The organism is Mesorhizobium sp. M0715, assembly GCF_040320355.1.
Classification (GTDB): Bacteria; Pseudomonadota; Alphaproteobacteria; order Rhizobiales; family Rhizobiaceae; genus Mesorhizobium.
In genome coordinates this window covers 100,367-119,964 of record NZ_JAMYPL010000005.1, presented here as the reverse complement: position 1 = coordinate 119,964, position 19,598 = coordinate 100,367, and the positions used below count along the sequence as shown (strand labels likewise).

The 19,598-nt window shown below is 63.0% G+C and carries 18 protein-coding genes; 15 read left to right on the top strand and 3 right to left on the bottom strand.

Annotated features, from left to right (window positions below; all coding sequences use genetic code 11):
• Positions 1–41: 41 nt before the first annotated feature.
• The 13 genes from NKI21_RS08295 to NKI21_RS08235 all read left to right on the top strand — a co-directional run bounded on the left by NKI21_RS08295 (position 42) and on the right by NKI21_RS08235 (position 16,033).
• Positions 42–1,256 (top strand): deoxyguanosinetriphosphate triphosphohydrolase, encoded by a 1,215-nt coding sequence (locus NKI21_RS08295; RefSeq protein WP_352865247.1) that lies wholly within the window; start codon positions 42–44, stop codon positions 1,254–1,256.
• A gap of 75 nt (positions 1,257–1,331) precedes the next feature.
• Complete coding sequence (argS, locus tag NKI21_RS08290; protein ID WP_352439903.1) at positions 1,332–3,089, top strand: arginine--tRNA ligase; 1,758 nt, start codon at positions 1,332–1,334, stop codon at positions 3,087–3,089.
• A gap of 103 nt (positions 3,090–3,192) precedes the next feature.
• A complete protein-coding gene (locus NKI21_RS08285; protein WP_352439904.1) occupies positions 3,193–6,549 on the top strand; it encodes an SPOR domain-containing protein in 3,357 nt (1,118 codons plus the stop codon).
• A gap of 131 nt (positions 6,550–6,680) precedes the next feature.
• A complete protein-coding gene (nagZ, locus tag NKI21_RS08280; protein ID WP_352439905.1) occupies positions 6,681–7,700 on the top strand; it encodes a beta-N-acetylhexosaminidase in 1,020 nt (339 codons plus the stop codon).
• Between the two features lie 62 nt (positions 7,701–7,762).
• Positions 7,763–8,563 (top strand): segregation and condensation protein A, encoded by an 801-nt coding sequence (locus tag NKI21_RS08275; RefSeq protein ID WP_352439976.1) that lies wholly within the window; start codon positions 7,763–7,765, stop codon positions 8,561–8,563.
• A complete protein-coding gene (gene scpB, locus NKI21_RS08270) occupies positions 8,560–9,327 on the top strand; it encodes an SMC-Scp complex subunit ScpB (protein WP_128304011.1) in 768 nt (255 codons plus the stop codon). Before NKI21_RS08275 ends, scpB begins: the two co-directional genes overlap by 4 nt.
• A 169-nt stretch (positions 9,328–9,496) precedes the next feature.
• Entirely contained in the window at positions 9,497–9,718 is a 222-nt protein-coding gene (locus tag NKI21_RS08265) for a twin-arginine translocase TatA/TatE family subunit (protein WP_023812188.1), read from the top strand.
• Between the two features lie 29 nt (positions 9,719–9,747).
• Positions 9,748–10,530, top strand: a complete 783-nt coding sequence (gene tatB, locus NKI21_RS08260; protein WP_128304012.1) for a Sec-independent protein translocase protein TatB — start codon at positions 9,748–9,750, stop codon at positions 10,528–10,530.
• Entirely contained in the window at positions 10,527–11,402 is an 876-nt protein-coding gene (gene tatC / locus NKI21_RS08255; RefSeq protein WP_023812186.1) for a twin-arginine translocase subunit TatC, read from the top strand. The genes tatB and tatC overlap by 4 nt, the downstream gene beginning before the upstream one ends.
• A gap of 197 nt (positions 11,403–11,599) precedes the next feature.
• The gene (gene serS, locus NKI21_RS08250; protein ID WP_352439906.1) at positions 11,600–12,904 is read left to right on the top strand and encodes a serine--tRNA ligase; all 1,305 of its coding nucleotides are present in this window, start codon (positions 11,600–11,602) and stop codon (positions 12,902–12,904) included.
• Positions 12,904–13,662: a 5'/3'-nucleotidase SurE gene (gene surE, locus NKI21_RS08245; RefSeq protein ID WP_023812184.1), complete on the top strand. Its 759-nt coding sequence runs from the start codon at positions 12,904–12,906 to the stop codon at positions 13,660–13,662. Before serS ends, surE begins: the two co-directional genes overlap by 1 nt.
• The gene (locus NKI21_RS08240) at positions 13,659–14,318 is read left to right on the top strand and encodes a protein-L-isoaspartate(D-aspartate) O-methyltransferase (RefSeq protein WP_023812183.1); all 660 of its coding nucleotides are present in this window, start codon (positions 13,659–13,661) and stop codon (positions 14,316–14,318) included. Before surE ends, NKI21_RS08240 begins: the two co-directional genes overlap by 4 nt.
• A 203-nt stretch (positions 14,319–14,521) precedes the next feature.
• A complete protein-coding gene (locus tag NKI21_RS08235; protein WP_128304014.1) occupies positions 14,522–16,033 on the top strand; it encodes a LysM peptidoglycan-binding domain-containing M23 family metallopeptidase in 1,512 nt (503 codons plus the stop codon).
• A 133-nt stretch (positions 16,034–16,166) separates the two neighbouring features.
• Here NKI21_RS08235 and NKI21_RS08230 read toward each other — a convergent pair whose 3' ends face one another.
• Positions 16,167–17,057 (bottom strand): NAD-dependent epimerase/dehydratase family protein, encoded by an 891-nt coding sequence (locus tag NKI21_RS08230; protein WP_023812181.1) that lies wholly within the window; start codon positions 17,055–17,057, stop codon positions 16,167–16,169.
• A 111-nt stretch (positions 17,058–17,168) separates the two neighbouring features.
• Between NKI21_RS08230 and NKI21_RS08225 the strand changes: the two genes are divergently transcribed.
• Positions 17,169–17,987: an AraC family transcriptional regulator gene (locus tag NKI21_RS08225; protein ID WP_023812180.1), complete on the top strand. Its 819-nt coding sequence runs from the start codon at positions 17,169–17,171 to the stop codon at positions 17,985–17,987.
• A 39-nt stretch (positions 17,988–18,026) separates the two neighbouring features.
• On the opposite strand, the gene NKI21_RS08220 is transcribed toward NKI21_RS08225, so the two are convergent.
• Positions 18,027–18,902, bottom strand: a complete 876-nt coding sequence (locus NKI21_RS08220) for an ATP-binding protein (RefSeq protein ID WP_352865239.1) — start codon at positions 18,900–18,902, stop codon at positions 18,027–18,029.
• Between the two features lie 145 nt (positions 18,903–19,047).
• Positions 19,048–19,269, bottom strand: coding sequence for a hypothetical protein (locus tag NKI21_RS08215; RefSeq protein ID WP_164892929.1), 222 nt, complete (start codon positions 19,267–19,269; stop codon positions 19,048–19,050).
• Between NKI21_RS08215 and yajC the strand changes: the two genes are divergently transcribed.
• Complete coding sequence (yajC, locus tag NKI21_RS08210; protein ID WP_023812178.1) at positions 19,178–19,516, top strand: preprotein translocase subunit YajC; 339 nt, start codon at positions 19,178–19,180, stop codon at positions 19,514–19,516. The genes NKI21_RS08215 and yajC overlap by 92 nt on opposite strands.
• The last annotated feature ends 82 nt before the right edge of the window (positions 19,517–19,598 follow it).

The following is a 19,598-nucleotide window of genomic DNA, read 5'->3' as shown; positions in this document are numbered from 1 at the left end:
GCCAAGTCAACCTGGCTAAGTCAAACGCGGCAGCATCAGCCATGACCAATGAGTTGGGCGACATCGGATTCGGCTATCGGCCGCGCGCCGCCTATGCCTGCGACCCGGCAAAGTCGCGCGGACGGCTGTTCGACGAGGTGGAAAGCCCGACCCGCACGCCATTCCAGCGTGACCGTGACCGCATCATCCATTCGACGGCCTTCCGGCGCCTGAAGCACAAGACGCAGGTCTTCATCGCGCATGAAGGCGACCACTATCGCACCCGGCTGACCCATTCGATCGAAGTGGCGCAGATCGCGCGCGCCCTGGCACGGGCGCTGCGCGGCGACGAGGATCTCGCTGAGGCGGTGGCGCTGGTGCATGATTTCGGCCACACGCCCTTCGGCCACACCGGCGAGGACGCGCTGAACGAAAAGATGGCCACCTGGGGCGGCTTTGACCACAACGCGCAATCGCTGCGCATCGTGACGAGGCTGGAGGCGCGCTACGCCGAGTTCGATGGGCTCAACCTGACCTGGGAAACGCTGGAAGGCCTGGTCAAGCACAATGGACCGCTGACGGACGCCAACGGCAAGGGTCTGAAAGGGCCGGTGCCGCAGGCGATCCGTGATTACTCCGAGCTGCACGATCTCGAACTCGACCGGTTCGCCGGCATCGAGGCGCAATGCGCGGCGATCGCCGACGATATAGCCTACAACACGCATGACATCGATGACGGGTTGAGGGCAGGGCTACTGACGCTGGACATGCTGGAGACGGTTTCGCTGCCGGGAACGATCCTGAAAGGCGTTCGCTCACGCTATCCCTCCCTCGATGATGTGCGCACCGGCCACGAGCTGATGCGGCGGCAGATAACCGCCATGGTCGAGGACGTGATCAAGTCGACGACCGCCGATCTCGATCGCATCAAGCCGCGGAGCGCCGATGCAGTGAGGGCAGCTGGCGAGACGATGGTGGTTTTCTCGGCCGAAATGGCTGCCTTGGAGAAAGAACTGAAGGCCTTCCTGTACAAGCACCTCTACCGGCACGCGGAGGTTATGCGGGTGCGCGCGGACGCCGAGCAGATCGTCAAAAATCTGTTCGACGCCTATTTCGCCGATCCGCGCGCCATGCCGGACGGCTGGCGCGAGGGGCTGGATCGGGCCGACGACCGCATCAAGGCGCGCAGCGTCGCCGACTTCCTGGCGGGTATGACCGACACCTACGCGCTCAAGGAACACCGGCGTTTGTTTGACCATACGCCTGAATTGGGCTAGGGCGGGCTCGATTTTGCCGGCCAACGAGCCGGATTCGCTGCAAAGCCGCCAGAGCCAGACCCCAGAGTCACACAAATGAACATCTTCGCCGATTTCACCGCGCGAATCATAAAAGCCGTCGAAGCGCTTGATCTGAAAGACAAAGACGGCGTTTCGCCTGACCTGTCGCGCATTGCCGTCGAGCCGCCGCGCGACGCCAGCCACGGCGACCTGGCGACCAATGCGGCGATGGTGCTGGCCAAGCCGACCGGCCAGAACCCGCGCGCGCTGGCCGAAAGACTGGCGCAGGCGCTGCGTGACGACAAGGATGTCGCGGCGACGGAAGTGGCAGGGCCCGGTTTCGTCAATCTCAGGCTCAAGGACGGCTTCTGGCAGACACATCTGACCGCACTGCTCGGCGAGGGCCGCAACTATGGCCGCTCGACGGTTGGCGGCGGCAGGAAGACCAATGTCGAATATGTCTCGGCCAATCCGACCGGGCCGATGCATGTCGGCCATTGCCGGGGTGCTGTCGTCGGCGACGCGCTTGCCAATCTGATGGCCTTCGCCGGCTACGATGTGACCAAGGAATATGTCATCAACGATGCCGGCTCGCAGATCGACGTGCTCGGCCGTTCCGCATTCCTGCGCTACCGCGAAGCGCTGGGCGACGATATCGGCGAAATACCCGCCGGTCTCTATCCCGGCGATTACCTGGTGCCTGTCGGCCAGGCGCTGGTCGCGGAATTCGGCCGCTCGCTTCTGCAGATGCCGGATGACGAGGCGCTCGCCATCGTCAAGGATCGCACCATCGATGCGATGATGGCGATGATCCGCGAGGACCTGGCGATGCTCAACGTGCATCACGACGTGTTCTTCTCCGAGCGCACGCTGCATGCCGACAATGCCAGGAAGATCCGCTCGGCGATCAACGATTTGACGCTGAAGGGCCATATCTACAAGGGCAAGCTGCCGCCGCCCAAGGGCGAGAAACCCGACGATTGGGAGGACCGCGAGCAGACGCTGTTCCGCTCGACCGCGGTCGGCGACGACATGGACCGGGCGCTGGTCAAGTCCGATGGCTCGTTCACCTATTTCGCCGCCGACGTCGCCTATCTCAAGGACAAGGTCGATCGCGGCTTCGTCGACCTGATCTATGTGCTCGGCGCCGACCATGGCGGCTACGTAAAGCGGCTGGAGGCCTTGGCGCGGGCGATTGCCGGCGACGAGGTGAAGCTCACTGTCCTGCTGTGCAATCTGGTCAAGCTGTTTCGCGAGGGCGAACCGGTGCGCATGTCGAAGCGGTCGGGCGATTTCGTGACGCTGCGCGAAGTGGTGGAGGAGGTCGGCCGCGACGCGATCCGCTTCATGATGCTCTACCGCAAGAACGATGCGCCGCTGGACTTCGATTTCGTCAAGGTGACCGAGCAGTCCAAGGACAATCCGGTGTTCTATGTCCAGTACGCCTCGGCGCGCTGTCATTCGGTGTTCCGGCAGGCGAGCGAGCAACTGGGCGAAGCCAATTTCGACCGCAACAGCCTGGCGTCGGCCGCGGCATTGCTGACCGATGAGGGCGAGATCGGCCTGATCCGCAAGCTCGCCGAATATCCGCGCCTGATCGAGTCCGCCGCCCTTGCGCTCGAGCCGCATCGGCTGGCATTTTACCTCTATGATCTGGCTTCCAGCTTCCACGGACACTGGAACCGTGGCACGGATAATCCGGACTTACGTTTTGTTAAGGTTAACGACCGACAATTGACGCATGCCAGACTAGGGCTGGTGCAGGCTGTTTCGGACGTTTTGACGTCCGGCCTGACGTTGATCGGGGCCGCCGCGCCCACCGAAATGCGTTAGGTTTGACTAAATAACCTGTCACCTTTTGCCCACATTGCGCTGGTAAGGGCCAACCCTACGCGACGTCCATGGCGTCCGAATGAGTGCGAGTTCGGGAACAATAATGGCAGACAGAACCCAGCTGAGAGTAGCCGACAACAAGGACATCGCTGACGATGATCCGTTCGCGGAACTGACCAGGATCATGGGATTCGACCCGCGCCAGCCGGTCAGGCCGCAATCGCCCGCCCAGCCGCAGGCCCCAGCCGCCGATCGCGGGCTCGAAGAGGGCGATTTCGATATCGATCTCGAGAAAGAAATGATGGGCGAGTTCGGCGCTGACGACAGCGACGCCGCTCCGGTTGTCCAGGCTCATGAGCCGACCTTCGAGCATGAGCCGGCATTCCAAGCGGCTGACGCCAGCGCGATGGACGACGAGCTTTCGGTGTCGCTCGACGACGATTTCCAACTGGACATGGCTGAGATCGACGGCCACGTCGCCGGCACCAGCCATGCGGTCGCAGCTGAAGCCGCGCCGTCCGTCGAGCCGGCTTTCGCGTCTGATTTTGACGATGCCGTCGCCGGTTCGCTTGAGGACGTCTCCCCCTTCGAGGACGATCAGTCGATGGCGGACGAGCTTGCCACTTCGCTCGACCAGGACCTCCGGATCGATGAGGAAGCCGAAGAGGCCCAATACGCCGTTGCCGACACGCACGCTTCTGTCGAGCCAGTTGCCTCAGATGACGGATTCGACGATGCGGTGGCAGTCTCGCTTGAAGACGAGCTGGTGCTCGACGACCATTCGGCGGCCGAACAGTCATTCGTGGTCGCCGAGCCCGTCGAGTATCCCATGCCGGAGCAAGCGGCGGCGCGTGACGGCCATGCAATCTCCGATGAAAGCTTTGCCGGCCATTTCGACGACGCCATGGCTGATGTCGACATGGATTTCGACGTTCGCGCGGATGAGCCGAATGCCTTCGACGAGCCGCCAACGCATGATGCGTTTGCCGATGTCGCTGACGCGAAGGGCGAGCTTCCCAGCCCTGAGGGCGTGCCGGACGATGCTTTTGACCTGAATTTGGACGACGCGTTTGCCGAAACGGTCGAAGAGCCGGTCACAGAGGTTGCCGCCGTTGCCGCCCAGCCGGCGGCGCCGGAAGCCTACATCGCAGCCGCGGCGCATGCCCCGACCGCGGACGAGCGGAGCCTGGAAGACGAGTTAAATGCGCTGCTGGGTGCCATGACGGCGCGCACAGTGCCGGTGGCCAGTGAGCCCGTCACGGCTCAGCCGGCTGTCGCCGCCCTGCCGCCTGTTGCCGAGACCACCGAGGAGCCGGCCGACCTTGTCGGCGACCTCGACTGGGATCTTGACGGACCCGCGCCTGAGCAGGACCGGCATGTTGGCACGGCCCAAGCGGCCGATGCGGATATTGACGACCTTATGCTTGATGAACTCCAGGATACGACCTGGAACACGGTTGGCGATGTCGATTTCGACGATGATGCGTTCGACACGGCTTTGCCCAAGGATCTTGATCCGCGTGACGAAGCCGCTGACCGGGACAATTCGGCGGATTCTCTCGATTGGCTTGCGGAGCGTTCCCAACCGGCAAAGCCGCCGCGTTCGTGGAGCCGCGTGACGCCGGTTCCGCAGCAGCCGTCATTCAGCGCTCAGCCTGCGTTTGGTGCTCAGCCGGCCGCTTCGGTGGCATCCGTGGCCGCCGCGCCGGCAGTCGCCGCCATGACATCCTACCGTTCGTCCGAGCCGGTCGAGGCCGTGGCTCCCGCTGCCCCGGTATCGGCGCCGCAATCGCGCCAGCCGGCGCATTACGAAGACATGCCCGACGTCGAAACGGTCGATGTACCCGAGCGTGTCGTCGCGCTGGCGGACGATCTCGATATTCCCGAACTGCACTTCGAGGAAGACCAGCCAGCGTCGCCTGGCTACGACGATCTCGATGCGGAGTTCTCCAGCCTTCTCTCCGAGATGAACGCGGTGGAGGTCGCTGCCGCTCCCACAGGCAATTTGGCCGGCGCGTCTTACGATGATGACTCCTATGCCGCGGGCTTCAAGCCGGGCTATGACAGCTTCAAGCCGGCATATGACGGGGTCAAGCCGGGCTATGATGGGATCAAGCAGGGCTATGAGCCGGAAGCGCGGACCTATGCCGCGCGGCCGATGGACATGTCCGCCCGCGCGGCGGCGCCCACGGGTTATGCCGACGCCTCCGGCTTCGACCTCGACAGTCTGCCAGGGAGCCAGCCGGTTTCGCAAGCCGATGATTTCACCGTCGATGAACTCGACTACGATCCCGAACTCGACGAGGCTATGGCTGTTCCGGGGCTCGGCGAGCGTGAGGCCGCGAGGCCGTCGCGCGGACGCGGCCTGTTCATCGCCGCGATTGTCGGCGCGGTCGCCGTCGCGGGCGGTCTCGGTGCCTTTGCGCTGTCCTTTGGCGGCAAGGGCGGCAGCGAAGCGCCTGTCATCGTCAAGGCCGACAACGCGCCGATCAAGGTCAAGCCGGAGAATCCGGGCGGCGCCGTGGTGCCCAACCAAGACAACAAGGTCTATGACGCGGTCAGGGGCGCCAAGCCAGCCGAGCCGGTCCAGGAAAAGCTGGTCACCAACGTCGAAGAGCCGGTGGACGTGCAGGCGAAGGACCCGGCCCGCGCCATCGATCTTTCGCCGGACCAGAATGCAGCTGCCGCTGGAACCGATGTCGGCAATGCCGCGCCGATGTCCGGCGCCGCTTCGGCCGACAACGCTTCTGCCGATAGCACTGCGCCGGCGCCCAAGTCCGAGGATCGCATCGCGCAGGTGCTGCAGGATGCCGACAAGAGCACCAATGCCGATGTCGTCGCCGTTGCGCCGCGCAAGGTGAGGACCATGGTGGTCAAGTCGGACGGTTCGCTGGTGCCGCGTGAAGATCCGGCAGCGCCCGCCGCGCCGCTAGTGGCCGCTACCGAGCCGGTCGATCCGGCGCCGCAGCATGTTGCTCCGGCGGCGCAAGCCGACGCGGACCAGACCGGCACCGTGGCGCCTGCCGCCGCCCTGGCGGGCGACGAGCCGGCCCTCAAGCCGGTCGCCAAGCCGAAAGCCGAGGCCCAATCGGCGAACACGCCGGCAAAGGTTCCGCTCGCGCCGCAGCGTCCGTCCGACCAGCCGGTCGATGTTGTCGGCGAGGTCAAGCCCGATCAGGTTGCGTCCATAGATCCGGCATCGACCGCGGCCGGCGGTGGCTCGTGGTCGATGCAGATCGCCTCGCAGCCGACCGTCGAAAGCGCCCAGTCCAGCTATCAGGATCTGCAGCGCCGCTATGGCAGCGTGCTTGCCGGGCGTACCGCCAACATCGTCAAGGCCGAGATCGCCGGCAAAGGCACGTTCTACCGCGTGCGCGTTCCGGCCCAGTCACGCAATGACGCGATCAGTTTGTGCACCAGTTACAAGGCCGCCGGCGGCAACTGCTTCGTCTCGCGCTAAAGCCGGAGCCAACCATCAAAAGCCGGCGCGGTCCACCGCGCCGGCTTTTTCATGGGGAAAGCAGATCCGGCATTGTCCCGGATGAATCCCTGGCGATTCCCTTTGATCGCACAAAGCCCTAAACTGCCGACATGACCGAATCAAAATCCATGATCCTCGGCTGTGCCGGGAAATCGCTTACCCGCGAAGAAATCAATTTCTATCGCAATGAATGCCCGTGGGCCTTCATCCTGTTTGCGCGCAACATTGGCGAGACCGAACAGATCCGCGATCTGGTCGCCGAGATGCGGGACTGCCTAGGGCGTCCGGACGCGCTGGTGTTCATCGATCAGGAAGGCGGCCGTGTGCAGCGCTTGCGACCGCCGCTGGCACCGAACTATCCCGCCGGCGGCGCGCTCGGCGCGCTGTGGCGCGACGATCATGATGCCGGCGCCCGAGCGGCCTGGCTGATGGCGCGGCTGCATGCCTTCGACCTGCTGCGCTACGGCATCACAGCCGATTGCCTGCCGGTGCTCGATGTGCCGATCGAAGGCGCCAGCGATGTCATCGGCGCGCGGGCCTATGGCAAGGATCCGCGACCGGTGATCGAGCTCGGCCGCGCAGCCGCGGAAGGGCTGATGTCGGGCGGCGTGCTGCCGGTCATGAAGCATATTCCGGGTCATGGACGTGCCTTTGCCGACACGCATTTCGAACTGCCGGTGGTCAATGCCTCGCTCAGCGATCTGCAGCGGCATGATTTCGCCCCGTTCAAGGAGCTTAGCCATCTGCCGATGGCGATGACAGCCCATGTCGTCTACAGCGCGATCGACCCCAACAATCCGGCGACCACCTCCGGCAAGGTCATCGACGAGATCATCCGGCACGAAATCGGCTTCGACGGACTGCTGATGAGCGACGACACCTCGATGAAGGCACTTTCTGGGGATTTCCCGACAAAGGCGGCCTCGATCCTTGCGGCGGGCTGCGATCTGGTCCTTCACTGCAACGGCGTTTTTGAGGAGATGGCCGGCATCGCATCGCGCACCACAGGGCTTGAGGGCACGTCGCTGGAGCGCGCCAAGCGGGCGCTGACCTATATAAAGAACCGTGACACGGTTGAAGAAACCGAAATACGTGCCGAATTCGCCACCTACTTCGATGCGGTGGCATAGCAAAGGGAAAGCGACAGGCAGTGGCGGAAACATTGGAAAACAAGGCCGCGAAGGCCGCACCGATGGACCGTCTGTGGGCCGAGAATGACGATTCACGCGTCACCGGCGACCCGTCGCTGGTCGTCGACGTGGCCGGCTTCGAAGGTCCGCTCGATCTTCTGCTGCATCTTGCCCGCACCCAGAAGGTCGATCTGGCGCGCATTTCGATCCTGGCGCTGGTCGAGCAATATCTGACCTTTGTCGAGACGGCGAGGGCGCTCAGGCTGGAGCTTGCCGCCGACTATCTGGTGATGGCGGCGTGGCTAGCCTTCCTCAAGTCCAAGCTCCTGATCCCCAAGCAGCCCGGCGACGAGGGCGAAAGCGGCGAGGAACTGGCGGCGGTGCTGCAGTTCCGTCTGAAGCGGCTGGAAGCCATGCGCGACGCCTCGGCGCGCCTGGTCAACCGCAACCGGCTCGGCCGCGATGTGTTCGCGCGCGGCATGCCGGAAATGGTTATCGTCGAAAAGCGTAACGCATATTCGGCCTCGCTCTACGATCTCTTGACCGCCTATGCCCAGCAGCGCCAGAAGCAGGCGATCAACAATGTGACGATCGCCAGGCGCGGTGTCTGGTCGCTCAAGGACGCGCGCGACATCCTGACCCGCCTGGTCGGGGCCGTGAGCGACTGGACGACGATGGAAAGTTTTCTCATCGCGTACATGACCAGCCCCGAGGAGCGGCGCACGGCGATCGCCAGTTCCTTCGCGGCAACACTGGAACTGGTGCGCGACGGCACGATGGAGGTGCGGCAGGACGAAGCGTTCGCGCCGATCTACCTGCGCGGCCGCACGCAGGCAATCAAGGCAGTCGAGGTGGCATCATGAGCGAACGCTTCAACGCTTCGGTTGTCCCGTTCAAGGTCGGCGATGAACCCGAAGAGGAGTTGCTTTCCCAGGATCCGGCCGAGCAGCAGCTACAGAACCCGGCCGAACGGCTGCATCTGGCCGAGGCCGTGCGCATGGCCGAGGCGATCGTGTTCGCCAGCGCTGAACCCGTCAGCGAAAAGCAGCTTGCGGCCCGCCTCCCTGACGGCATCAACATTGCCCTGGCCATGGCCGAGCTGCAGCAGATCTATGCGCGGCGCGGCGTCAATCTGGTGCGTGTGGGCGACGCCTGGGCGTTCCGCACCGCCGGCGACCTGGCTTTCCTGATGAGCCGCGATACCGTCCAGCAAAGGAAGCTCTCCCGCGCGGCTCTCGAAGTGCTGGCGATCATTGCCTATCACCAGCCGGTGACGCGTGCCGAGATCGAGGACATCAGGGGCGTGGAGACCTCAAAAGGTACGCTCGACACGCTGCTGGAAACGGAATGGGTGCGCATGCGCGGCCGGCGAAAGACGCCCGGACGCCCTGTGACCTACGGCACGACGGAGACCTTCCTCGACCATTTCGCGCTGGAAGAGATTCGCGATCTTCCTGGCATGGAGGAACTGAAGGGGGCCGGACTGCTTTCGGGCCGCATGCCGTCGAATTTCTCCATTCCGCAGCCGCCGGCCGATCCCGACGCATTGACCGACGACGAGGATGCGCTGACCGATATCGATCTCGAGGAACTCGGCCTGCTGACGCCGCGCGTCACGGAAGATTGACTGGCATTGGCGGCGAACTTGATGAGGATGCGCGGATTCGTAGCGGGCGTTCCCGTCGAAAATGCGTGACATCCGTCACCCTTTCATAAACTCTGTCGCAGTTGTGTTTGAATCCCAACGCGAAAACGCATAGATCATCGCCAGGGAAAACATTCGAGAGAGATTTGCTATGGGTTCATTTTCGATTTGGCATTGGCTGATCGTGCTGGTGATCGTGCTTTTGGTGTTTGGCCGCGGCAAGATTCCCGAGCTGATGGGCGATATGGCCAAGGGCATCAAGAGCTTCAAGAAGGGCATGGCCGACGACGAGGTTGCCGAAGACAAGCGCACCGTCGAACACCGTGCCGACGAGACCGTTGCGGCCGCGAAGGAAAAAGCCAGCAAGAGCTGAGCCAAAGGTTCTAGTCGGAACAGAGTGCCATGTTTGAAGTCGGCTGGACCGAAATGCTGGTCATCGCGATCGTCATGATCGTGGTCGTCGGACCCAAGGATTTGCCCAATATGCTGCGCACCTTCGGCCGCACGACGGCGAAGCTGCGCGCCATGGCGTCCGATTTCCAGAAACAGTTCAACGAGGCGCTGAAGGAAGCCGAGCTCGACGACGTCAAGAAGTCAGTCGACGAGCTCAGGGGTCTCAGCCCGATGGCCGAGATCAGGAAGCAGCTCAATCCGTTCGAACAGGCCGCGGCCGATGTTCGCTCCGGCGTCGATGCGGCGATGAAGCCGAAGCCGGCCGATCCGGCAAGCTCTGTCGCTTCGACCCCGCAGGCGGCCGAGCCGTTGAAGAACGGTGCAACGACCATGCCTGGCGTCAACGGACCGGAAGCAGCGCCAGCAGCGCCGATTTTCCCGGCGATGACCGACGAATCGGTGGTGACGACGTCAGTACCGGCGGCACCTGTCGTGGCGCCGAAGGCATCCGCGGCGAAGAAACTAACCAAGCCTGCACCGGCAAAAGCGACGCCGGCTGCAAAAGCTTCGGCAAATGGTGCAAAGGTTGCCGCGAAGGCAGCGTCTGCGTCCAAGACGCCGGCGAAGGCCGTGACGACGGCACAGCCTGAAACGCTCAGGGCCAAGACGCCCGCTGCGGCCAAGGCTATCGCGGCCAAGACTGTAGCGACCAAGACGGGGGCGAAAGCCGAACCGAAGCTTGCAGCGGTGAAGAAGCCGGTGGCCAAGAAGACGGCTGGAGCCGCCAAGTGAGCGTTTCGGACACCGAAAAGGACGAGATCGAGAAATCGTCGGCGCCGCTGATGGAGCATCTGATCGAGTTGCGCCGGCGGCTGATCTGGTCGCTGGGCGGCTTCTTCGTTGCCTTCCTGGTCTGTTTCTTCTTCGCCAAGAAACTGTTCAACCTCCTGGTCGTGCCGTTCAAATGGGCGACGCAATGGGCAGGGCTCGATCCGCACAAGGTCGAGCTGATCTACACGGCGCCGCAGGAATTCTTCTTCACTCAGGTCAAGCTCGCCATGTTCGGCGGCATGGTGATCGCCTTTCCGCTGATTGCCACGCAGATCTACAAGTTCATCGCGCCCGGCCTGTACAAGAACGAGCGGAATGCCTTCCTGCCGTTCCTGATCGCGTCGCCGATCCTGTTCCTGATGGGTGCGTCGCTGGTCTATTTCTTCTTCACGCCGATGGTGATGTGGTTCTTCCTCGCCATGCAGCAGGCCGGCACCGACGATCAGGTGCAGATTTCGCTGCTGCCGAAAGTGTCGGAATATCTCAGCCTGATCATGACGCTGATCTTTTCCTTCGGCCTGGTGTTCCAGCTGCCGGTGGTGACCAGCCTGATGACACGGGTCGGCATGCTGTCGTCCAAGGGACTGGCCGAGAAGCGCAAATGGGCGATCGTCATTGCCTTCGTCGTCGCGGCGATACTGACGCCGCCCGATCCGATGAGTCAGATCGGCCTGGCCATCCCGACCATCCTTCTCTACGAGGTGTCCATCTGGGCTGCCCGGCTGATCGAGCGCGATCGGGAAAAGCAGCGCGTGGCACGCGAGAAGCAGGATGCGGCGGACGAGGTGGCGGACAAAGCACCGGACGAGCCCCCGGCACCTGCCTCCTCATAGGCAACAGAGCGGCTGCAGCGGCGGAAAAACATAGTCGTCGCCCCGCCCATCTTGCATCGATCTCGGATGCGGTTTACGCCCTCTGGCTGAAACGCATCGCGCTCAAAGCGATGCGTTTCAGTTTTGTTTTGCGCATATCGTTGTCCCAAAATCGCTGTGCACTTTTGGGCGACATGCTACCCAGGAGCGTTCAAACCATGCTTGACATCAAATGGATTCGCGACAACCCGAAGGCCCTTGTCGAGGCGCTGGTGAAGCGCTCGTGGTCGGCCGGTGAGGCGCAGTCCATGGTCGACGGACTGATCGCCTCGGACGAGGCGCGGCGCGAGCACGTTACCGAACTGCAGACCAAGCAGGAGCGCCGCAATGCCGCGTCGAAGGAGATCGGTAACGCCATGCGTTCGGGCGATGCCGCCTTGGCCGAAAAGCTGAAAGCCGAAGTCGGCGAGATCAAGGTCTTCATCCAGAACGGCGAGGCGCGCGAACGCGAGCTCGACAAGGCGCTGACCGATGCGCTGGCAGTGCTTCCCAACGTGCCGTTCGACGACGTGCCTGTCGGCAAGGACGAGCACGACAATGTCGTCAAGCACCTCGTCGGCAAGGTGCCGACGCGGCCGAACTGGGTGAAGGAGCACTTTGAGATCGGCGAAGCGCTCGGCATGATGGATTTCGAGCGCGCGGCAAAGCTGTCGGGCTCGCGCTTTACGGTGCTGAAAAGCGGACTGGCCCGGATGGAACGTGCGCTCGGCCAGTTCATGCTGGACCTGCATACGACCGAACACGGCTACGAAGAAGTCATCCCGCCGTTGATGGTCAAGGACGATGTTCTGTTCGGCACCAACCAATTGCCTAAGTTCGAGGAAGATCTGTTCTTCACGCCGCACGGGGAGGGCAGGCTTGGCCTGATCCCGACCGCCGAGGTCCCACTCACCAACCTTGTGCGTGAAGAAATCACCGCGCATGAAAAACTGCCGCTGCGCTACACCGCGCTGACGCCGTGCTTCCGTTCGGAAGCGGGTTCGGCCGGGCGCGACACGCGCGGCATGCTGCGCCAGCATCAGTTCTACAAGGTCGAGCTGGTGTCGATCACCGATCAGGAATCGTCGCTTGCCGAGCTCGAGCGGATGACGCAATGCGCCGAGGAAGTGCTGAAGCGGCTCGGCCTGCCGTTCCGCACCATGACGCTGTGCACCGGTGACATGGGGTTTGGTGCGCGTAAGACCTACGACATCGAGGTCTGGCTGCCCGGCCAGAACGCCTATCGCGAGATCTCGTCCTGCTCGGTGTGCGGCGATTTCCAGGCGCGCCGCATGGACGCGCGCTACAAGGACAGGGACGGCAAGGGCAACCGCTTCGTGCACACGCTCAACGGCTCGGGCACAGCCGTTGGCCGCGCGCTCATCGCTGTCATCGAAAACTACCAGAATGAAGATGGCAGCGTAACCATTCCTGAAGTGCTGCGGCCTTACATGGGCGGTCTGGAAAAGATCGAAGCGAAATAATGCGCATTCTCCTGACCAATGACGACGGCATTCATGCCGAGGGACTGGCGTCGCTCGAACGCGTCGCACGTACGCTGTCCGACGATGTCTGGGTGGTGGCGCCCGAGCAGGACCAGTCCGGCTATGCGCATTCGCTGTCGATCTCGGAGCCGCTGCGGCTGCGCAAGATTGGCGAGAAGCATTTTGCCGTGCGCGGCACGCCGACGGATTGCGTCATCATGGGCGTCAAGAAGATCCTGCCTGGCGCACCCGACCTGATCCTGTCCGGCATCAATTCGGGCGCCAACATCGCCGACGATGTCACCTATTCCGGCACCGTCGCCGGCGCCATGGAGGGTGCGCTGCTCGGCATCCGCTCGATCGCGCTCAGCCAGGGCTACAGCTATGTCGGCGAAGATCGCGTCGTGCCCTACGAGACGACAGAAGTGCTGGCGCCGGCGCTGCTGAAGAAACTTGTCGCGACGCCGTTGCCGGACGGCGTGCTGCTCAACGTCAATTTTCCCAACTGCACGCCCGAAGAGGTCGCGGGCACGGTGGTCACCACGCAAGGCAAGCTCGTGCACTCCCTGTGGGTCGACGAGCGCCGCGACGGGCGCGGCCTGCCTTACTACTGGCTGCGCTTCGGCGGCGAGCCGGTCGAGGGCAAGCAAGGCACCGATCTCTACGCGTTGCGCAACAGGCTGGTGTCGGTGACGCCGCTGCAGCTCGACCTGACCGCGCATGAAATCCGTGACCAATTGAGCAAGGCGCTTGCATGAACCAAGGCCTCCCGATCGATGACCGCGAAGGTTTTGCTGCCTTTCTGCTGCGCCTGCGCGGCCGGGGGACTGTGCCGAAGGCGCTGATCGCGGCCTTCGAGGCGACGCCGCGGCGCGGCTTCCTGGCGGCCCAGTTCCATCAGATCGCCTGGTCGGACCGTATGCTGCCGATCGAATGCGGCGAGGCGATCGAAGGTGCCGACATGCAGGCGGCGGTGATCGCGGCGCTCGCTATCGAGCAGGGCAACCGCGTGCTCGAGATCGGCACCGGCTCGGGCTACACTTCGGCGGTGATGTCGCGGCTGGCGGCGCGGGTCATCACCACCGATCGCTACAAGACGCTCGCCGAGCAGGCGCGGCAGCGCTTCGAGGCGCTCGGCATCGGCAATGTGATCGTGCGCCACGCCGATGGTTCCGGCGGGCTGCCGAATGAAGGGCCATTTGACCGTATCGTCGCCTGGGCTGCCTTCGACAGCCTGCCGCGCTTCCTGCTCGACCAGTTGTCGAGCGGCGGTATCGTCATCGCTCCGATCGGCCCCGAAGAGGGCGAACAGGTGCTGGCCAAGCTGACCAAGGTCGGCAGCCGCTTCGAGCGTGAAGACATCGGCCTCGTTCGCCTGCAGCCGATCCTGCGCGGTGTCGCCGCTGTCATCTAGCGCGTATGTCGATGTTCAGGCCGCGCCGCGTCGGGTGCGCGCGCCGTCTTCGACCCCGGCCGGCATGACCTGAAAATCTCCCCTGGGCTCGCTCTCTAATATTTTAAGAAAAATTGCGTCGGATTCCATGGGGTTAACCGTCGAGTAACATTAACGCGCTTTAATCATGCCTAGTTTGTACCGGGTATGTGCGGGTTAGTGCGATGCAACTCAGTGTTTTGAAGACAAACGGTCGCAATCTGGCGCGAGGCTGCGCCATACTGATGGTCGCGGGTGCCGCTGCGGGGTGCAGTTCCCAAGTTTCGCGGTTCAATGGCGTCGACGATGTCTTTACATCCTCGACCAACAATCAGCGCGCCATCATCAACAAGCAGGATGCCGTACAGCAGCCCTATCCGGGCGATGTCGCCGCCGCTCCGATCGATGGCAGCCATACACAGTCGGTCAGCCGCTCCAGCCTCGATCCGGTCTCGACGCGGCCGCTGCCGCCGCCGGTTGCCCAGGCTTCCGAAGTGGCGCCGGTGTCGAAGCCGGTACGCACCGCATTGGCCCCGGCACCGCATGTCGACAGGACCACGACCGGCACCGTCGCCCCAGTGGCGTCGCCTTTCAAGGTTTCGCAACCTGACGAACCCCGCGTGGCTGCTTCCGGCACTCCGCATGCAACCGAGATCGTCGTCAGGGACGGCGAAACGATCGGCGGCCTGGCGCAGCGCTACAAGGTGCCGTCCGACGTGATCATGAAGGTCAACGGGTTGAGCGCGACCAAGGGGCTGAAGACCGGCCAGAAGCTGGTCATCCCGGCCTACGCCTATTCGAGCAAGAGCGAGCCGAAGCTCGCGGATGCCAAGCCGGCGAAAGACACCAAGCACAACCTGCCGGCCACCGCGCCCGACAAGGTGGCCGTCCTGCCGCAGCAGCCGAAGCCTAGGGAGGGCAAGTCCGCCGCTCCGGTCGACACGTCGGCCGCCGCGAGCCAGCCCAAGGAGCCCAAGCCGCAGGTAGCTGCGGCCAAGGCGACCAATGCAGCTGGCACCTATACGGTTCAGTCGGGCGACACGCTTTCCTCGATTGCCAGGAAGACCGGTGTCGGTGTCGTTGCCATCAAGCAGGCCAACGGCATGCAGGATGGCTTGCTCAAGATCGGCCAGACCCTGAAGGTGCCTGCCGGTGGAACCGCGATCGTCGCCGCCGCCAAGCCGGCCAAGGTCGATCCGGTGACGACGGCCACGACGCAGCCCGCGGCAAAGACCACGCCGTCGGAAACGCTGGCGTCCTACACGCCGCCGAAGAAGGATTCGAAGGTCATCCAGCAGGCCGAGGCCGACGACGCCGTCGCGCCAGACGCCACCGGCATCGGCAAGATGCGCTGGCCGGTGCGCGGCCGCGTGATTTCCGGTTTCGGCTCCGGCAAAGACGGCGTTGACATCGCCGTACCCTCTGGCACACCGGTCAAGGCAGCCGAAAACGGTGTCGTCATCTATGCCGGCGACGGCCTCAAGGAATTCGGTAACACGGTGCTGGTGCGCCACGAGAATGGCCTGGTCACCGTCTACGGCCACGCCAGCTCGATCGAGGTCCAGCGCGGCCAGAAGGTCAAGCGCGGCCAGGAAATCGCGCTGTCGGGCATGAGCGGCACGACGGACTCGCCGAAGCTGCACTTCGAAGTGCGCAAGAACTCCGCCCCGGTCGATCCGTCCGGCTATCTCGAATAGTCGAGGCTATCTCGAATAGAAGAAAAAAAGCAATTTTGCGGGCCGTCTGACCTCCAGTCCGGCCCGCCGGCTCAGCCCGTTCCGAAAGGAGCGGGCTTTTTCAGCTTCAACGCGACGCGCCAGTCTTCAAGCTTCAAAGATGATCACGCAGGGTGTCGGCGATCATGACGCCAAGGCTGCTGGCCTTGATGCCGAGAAGCGTCTCCGCGTCGGAGGAATCGACCAGCAAGGGATTGTCGAAGAGGTAGCTCATTTCGATGAGCTCATGCATGCCCGATGCCTCCATTTCGGGGATGGAATAGGAACGTGTCTCTGGAATTTCACGGTGAAGCATTGCCGCCGTCGTTAGGATGAGTTCCCGGGGTGAGGCGTGTTGCGATGGAACATGGAATGCTCGTCCCCATTCGCCCGTGTAGCGGGAAGCGGCGACCAGTGTCCTGGCCACGTCCTTCGTGAAGGACCAGGCATGAGTCGCGTCGAGGTTTCCAATGAAAGCAGTCGGCCTCCCCTCGATTATGGAGGGCAGCGCGACCAGTGAGAAAGAGCTGATCGCGCCATGTCCAAGATAATCGCTGGACCGCACTTCGACTGCCGGCACGTCCGCACGGACCGCGCGCTGCCACATGATCGTCCGGGCGGTTCCTTTCTTCGAAGTCGGATCCAGAGACAGGTCGGAGTGAAGCGGACTATCGGCATGTTCGCCATAGCCATAGAGGTTTCCGAGTATCACAAGCTTCGCGCCGACCGCTTCCGCGGCCCGCACGGTGCCGTCGATGATTGGGAAAAAGTCGGTCGGCCACCGGTGATAGGCGGCCATGGCACACATGAAAACGGCGTCGGCGTTTCGGCAGATACGCGCCAGTTCAACGCCATCGGTGGCATCGGCCTGCACCGCCCGGACGTTCCGCAACCCGTTTGAGCCGACACTCCGGCTCGTGAGAACGACATCATGTCCTTCTTCTCCCAGAAGGCGCGCGGTCTCGTGCCCGACCGGGCCTGCTCCGACAACTACATAAAAACCCATGGCAACCTCTCGTCCAAACTCTATGGAGAGGCGTAGGTACATGTCCCCGGCATTGAAAATCGCGCGGAAATTGCCAATTCTTGGACAGGTTTTGCCATGAAGTGAGAAAGCATGCATTCGCAGTCTGTTCCGGCTCGATTTCCGCCCGACGTCACAATGGCCTTCTGGCATATCGAAGCGGGCGTCCATCGTCTCTCCAAAGCGGCCCATCATCGCATCATGGTGCATGCAAGCGCGGCGACGCGTTCCTACTGCAATGAGGTTGGTCGATATTTCGTGAGGCGCGCCGGCGATATTGACCTGGTGCCCGCTGGCCAAGAGGGCGGTTTCGAGACTGAAACCCCGTTCGACACGATCGAGATCGCGTTACAACCAGCCCTGATGGAAAGGGTGGCGGCTGAGCTTGGCGGCAAGGCGCGCGCATTGCCGCTCGACACACGTCACCTGCTTCGTGATCAGCGCATCCAACATCTCGCCCGAGCACTCGAGAGCGATGTCAACGCAAACTCACCGAGTGGACCTTTGTTTGCCGACAGCATTGGCGCAGCTCTTGCGGTGAGGCTGCTCGGTCTTGACAATCTCGATGTCGACCGAAGAAACCGGTTGTCAGATGCCCAGCTCAAGCGTGTGTTGGAGCATATTGAGGCTGGCCTGCACGAGCCCCTTTCGATCCTCCGACTGAGCCGAGTTGCCGGGGCGAGCAGCTCGCACTTGCGGGCTTGGTTCAAGGCGGCGACAGGCTTCACCCTGCACCGGTACGTGTTGCGACGCCGGGTCGAACGCGCACGGGTCCTGCTCCGGCGCGGGGATCTCAGCACAAGCGAGGTTGCGGAATTGACGGGCTTTGCGCACCAGTCACACCTGGCGCATTGGATGCGTCGTGAGATCGGCCAAACGCCGCGTGACTTGCGGCGGTCGCAGCCCAAATGATCTTGTCATTGGATGGCGTTGGCGACGCCACCCAACGTATCAGTCCCTCAGTGGCTTGCCGAGCCGGCCAGCCAGGTCCTGGGTGAACTGCCAGGCGACGCGACCTGAGCGGCTGCCGCGGGTGGTCGCCCATTCCAGTGCTTCGGCGCGCAGTTGCTGGGGATCCACGACAAGGCCATGGTGCCTGACATAGCCGTCGATCATGTCGAGATACTCGTCCTGCGAACATTTGTGGAAGCCGAGCCACAGCCCGAACCGGTCGGACAGCGACACTTTTTCCTCGACCGCCTCGGACGGGTTGATGGCGGTCGAGCGCTCGTTGTCGATCATGTCGCGGGGCAAAAGATGCCGGCGGTTCGAGGTGGCATAGAAGATGACATTGGCGGGGCGGCCCTCGACGCCGCCTTCGAGCGCTGCCTTGAGCGATTTGTAGGAGGTGTCGTCATGGTCGAAGGAGAGGTCGTCGCAAAACAGGATGAAGCGGAAGGGCGCCGCCTTGAGCAATCCCATCAGCTTCGGCAGCGTGTCGATGTCCTCGCGGTGGATTTCGATCAGCTTCAACGGCAGGTCGGACTTGGTCCTGGCGTTGATCTGGGCATGCACGGCCTTGACCAGCGACGATTTGCCCATGCCGCGCGCGCCCCACAACAATACGTTGTTGGCCGGATAGCCGCCAGCGAAGCGTTCGGTGTTGTCGACAAGGATGTCGCGGACGCGGTCGACGCCACGGATCAGGCCGATGTCGACGCGGTTAACCCTGTGCACCGGTTCCAGATAGCCCGGATCGGCCTGCCAGACGAAGCAATCGGCCGCGCCGATGTCGGTTTGGGGTACCGGCGGCGGGGCAAGACGGCTCACCGCTTCGATCAGCCGGTCGAGTTTCTGGTTCAGGGCTTCAATGCTGCTGTCGGTCATGGCTGTCTTTTGTTTCGCGTTTTGACGTGTGGGGGCGTGAAGCTGGCCGATTCCGTCTGATACAAAACCGGCTGCAACCTTTTGTTCGAGCGTGATCTTTTCCAAAAACTGGCTCGCGCTTTTCGCGATCCTGCTCTAACACGGCTCAACAGGCCGGAAAAGCAGCCGATTTGGGCGGCCGCGCAGTTGCATTGACAACTTTACCGACTATATTCCGGCCAAATTTCAAGGGGCCGCCAGATTGGCGGCTGTTTTCAAAATTCAGGAGTACCTCGATGTTCGTGACACCGGCATACGCCCAAGGCGTCGGCGCTTCTCCAGACATGTTTATCAGCATTTTGCCGTTTGTCCTGATTTTCGTGATCATGTATTTTCTGATCATCAGGCCGCAGCGCACGCAGCTGAAGAAGCGCGGCGAGATGCTGGCCGCGGTCCGTCGCGGCGACACGGTCGTCACCGGCGGCGGCTTCGTCGGCAAGGTGACCAAGGTGATCGACGACAACGAGCTCGAGATCGACCTCGGCGGTGGCATGAAGGTGACGGCGCTGCGTTCCACGATCGCCGATGTGCGCGTCAAGGGCGAGCCGGTCGCCAACCAGAACGCCAAGAAATAACCGAATTGTCGGCGGAGGGATCCGCCAGCTTGCCTGACGGAGGACGCCATTTGCCGCCTTCTTCGCGCTTCAGGATAGTTCT

What these genes read in the sequence shown, in the direction of transcription:
- NKI21_RS08215 (WP_164892929.1), bottom strand. Translation starts at nt 19,269, where the DNA reads ATGATCACGAAAATCAGGACAAACGGCAAAATGCTGATAAACATGTCT.
- surE (WP_023812184.1), top strand. Translation starts at nt 12,904, where the DNA reads ATGCGCATTCTCCTGACCAATGACGACGGCATTCATGCCGAGGGACTG.
- tatB (WP_128304012.1), top strand. Translation starts at nt 9,748, where the DNA reads ATGTTTGAAGTCGGCTGGACCGAAATGCTGGTCATCGCGATCGTCATG.
- NKI21_RS08285 (WP_352439904.1), top strand. Translation starts at nt 3,193, where the DNA reads ATGGCAGACAGAACCCAGCTGAGAGTAGCCGACAACAAGGACATCGCT.
- NKI21_RS08220 (WP_352865239.1), bottom strand. Translation starts at nt 18,902, where the DNA reads ATGACCGACAGCAGCATTGAAGCCCTGAACCAGAAACTCGACCGGCTG.
- NKI21_RS08275 (WP_352439976.1), top strand. Translation starts at nt 7,763, where the DNA reads ATGGACCGTCTGTGGGCCGAGAATGACGATTCACGCGTCACCGGCGAC.
- NKI21_RS08240 (WP_023812183.1), top strand. Translation starts at nt 13,659, where the DNA reads ATGAACCAAGGCCTCCCGATCGATGACCGCGAAGGTTTTGCTGCCTTT.
- argS (WP_352439903.1), top strand. Translation starts at nt 1,332, where the DNA reads ATGAACATCTTCGCCGATTTCACCGCGCGAATCATAAAAGCCGTCGAA.
- yajC (WP_023812178.1), top strand. Translation starts at nt 19,178, where the DNA reads ATGTTCGTGACACCGGCATACGCCCAAGGCGTCGGCGCTTCTCCAGAC.
- NKI21_RS08225 (WP_023812180.1), top strand. Translation starts at nt 17,169, where the DNA reads ATGCATTCGCAGTCTGTTCCGGCTCGATTTCCGCCCGACGTCACAATG.
- scpB (WP_128304011.1), top strand. Translation starts at nt 8,560, where the DNA reads ATGAGCGAACGCTTCAACGCTTCGGTTGTCCCGTTCAAGGTCGGCGAT.
- nagZ (WP_352439905.1), top strand. Translation starts at nt 6,681, where the DNA reads ATGACCGAATCAAAATCCATGATCCTCGGCTGTGCCGGGAAATCGCTT.
- serS (WP_352439906.1), top strand. Translation starts at nt 11,600, where the DNA reads ATGCTTGACATCAAATGGATTCGCGACAACCCGAAGGCCCTTGTCGAG.
- NKI21_RS08295 (WP_352865247.1), top strand. Translation starts at nt 42, where the DNA reads ATGACCAATGAGTTGGGCGACATCGGATTCGGCTATCGGCCGCGCGCC.
- NKI21_RS08235 (WP_128304014.1), top strand. Translation starts at nt 14,522, where the DNA reads ATGCAACTCAGTGTTTTGAAGACAAACGGTCGCAATCTGGCGCGAGGC.
- NKI21_RS08265 (WP_023812188.1), top strand. Translation starts at nt 9,497, where the DNA reads ATGGGTTCATTTTCGATTTGGCATTGGCTGATCGTGCTGGTGATCGTG.
- NKI21_RS08230 (WP_023812181.1), bottom strand. Translation starts at nt 17,057, where the DNA reads ATGGGTTTTTATGTAGTTGTCGGAGCAGGCCCGGTCGGGCACGAGACC.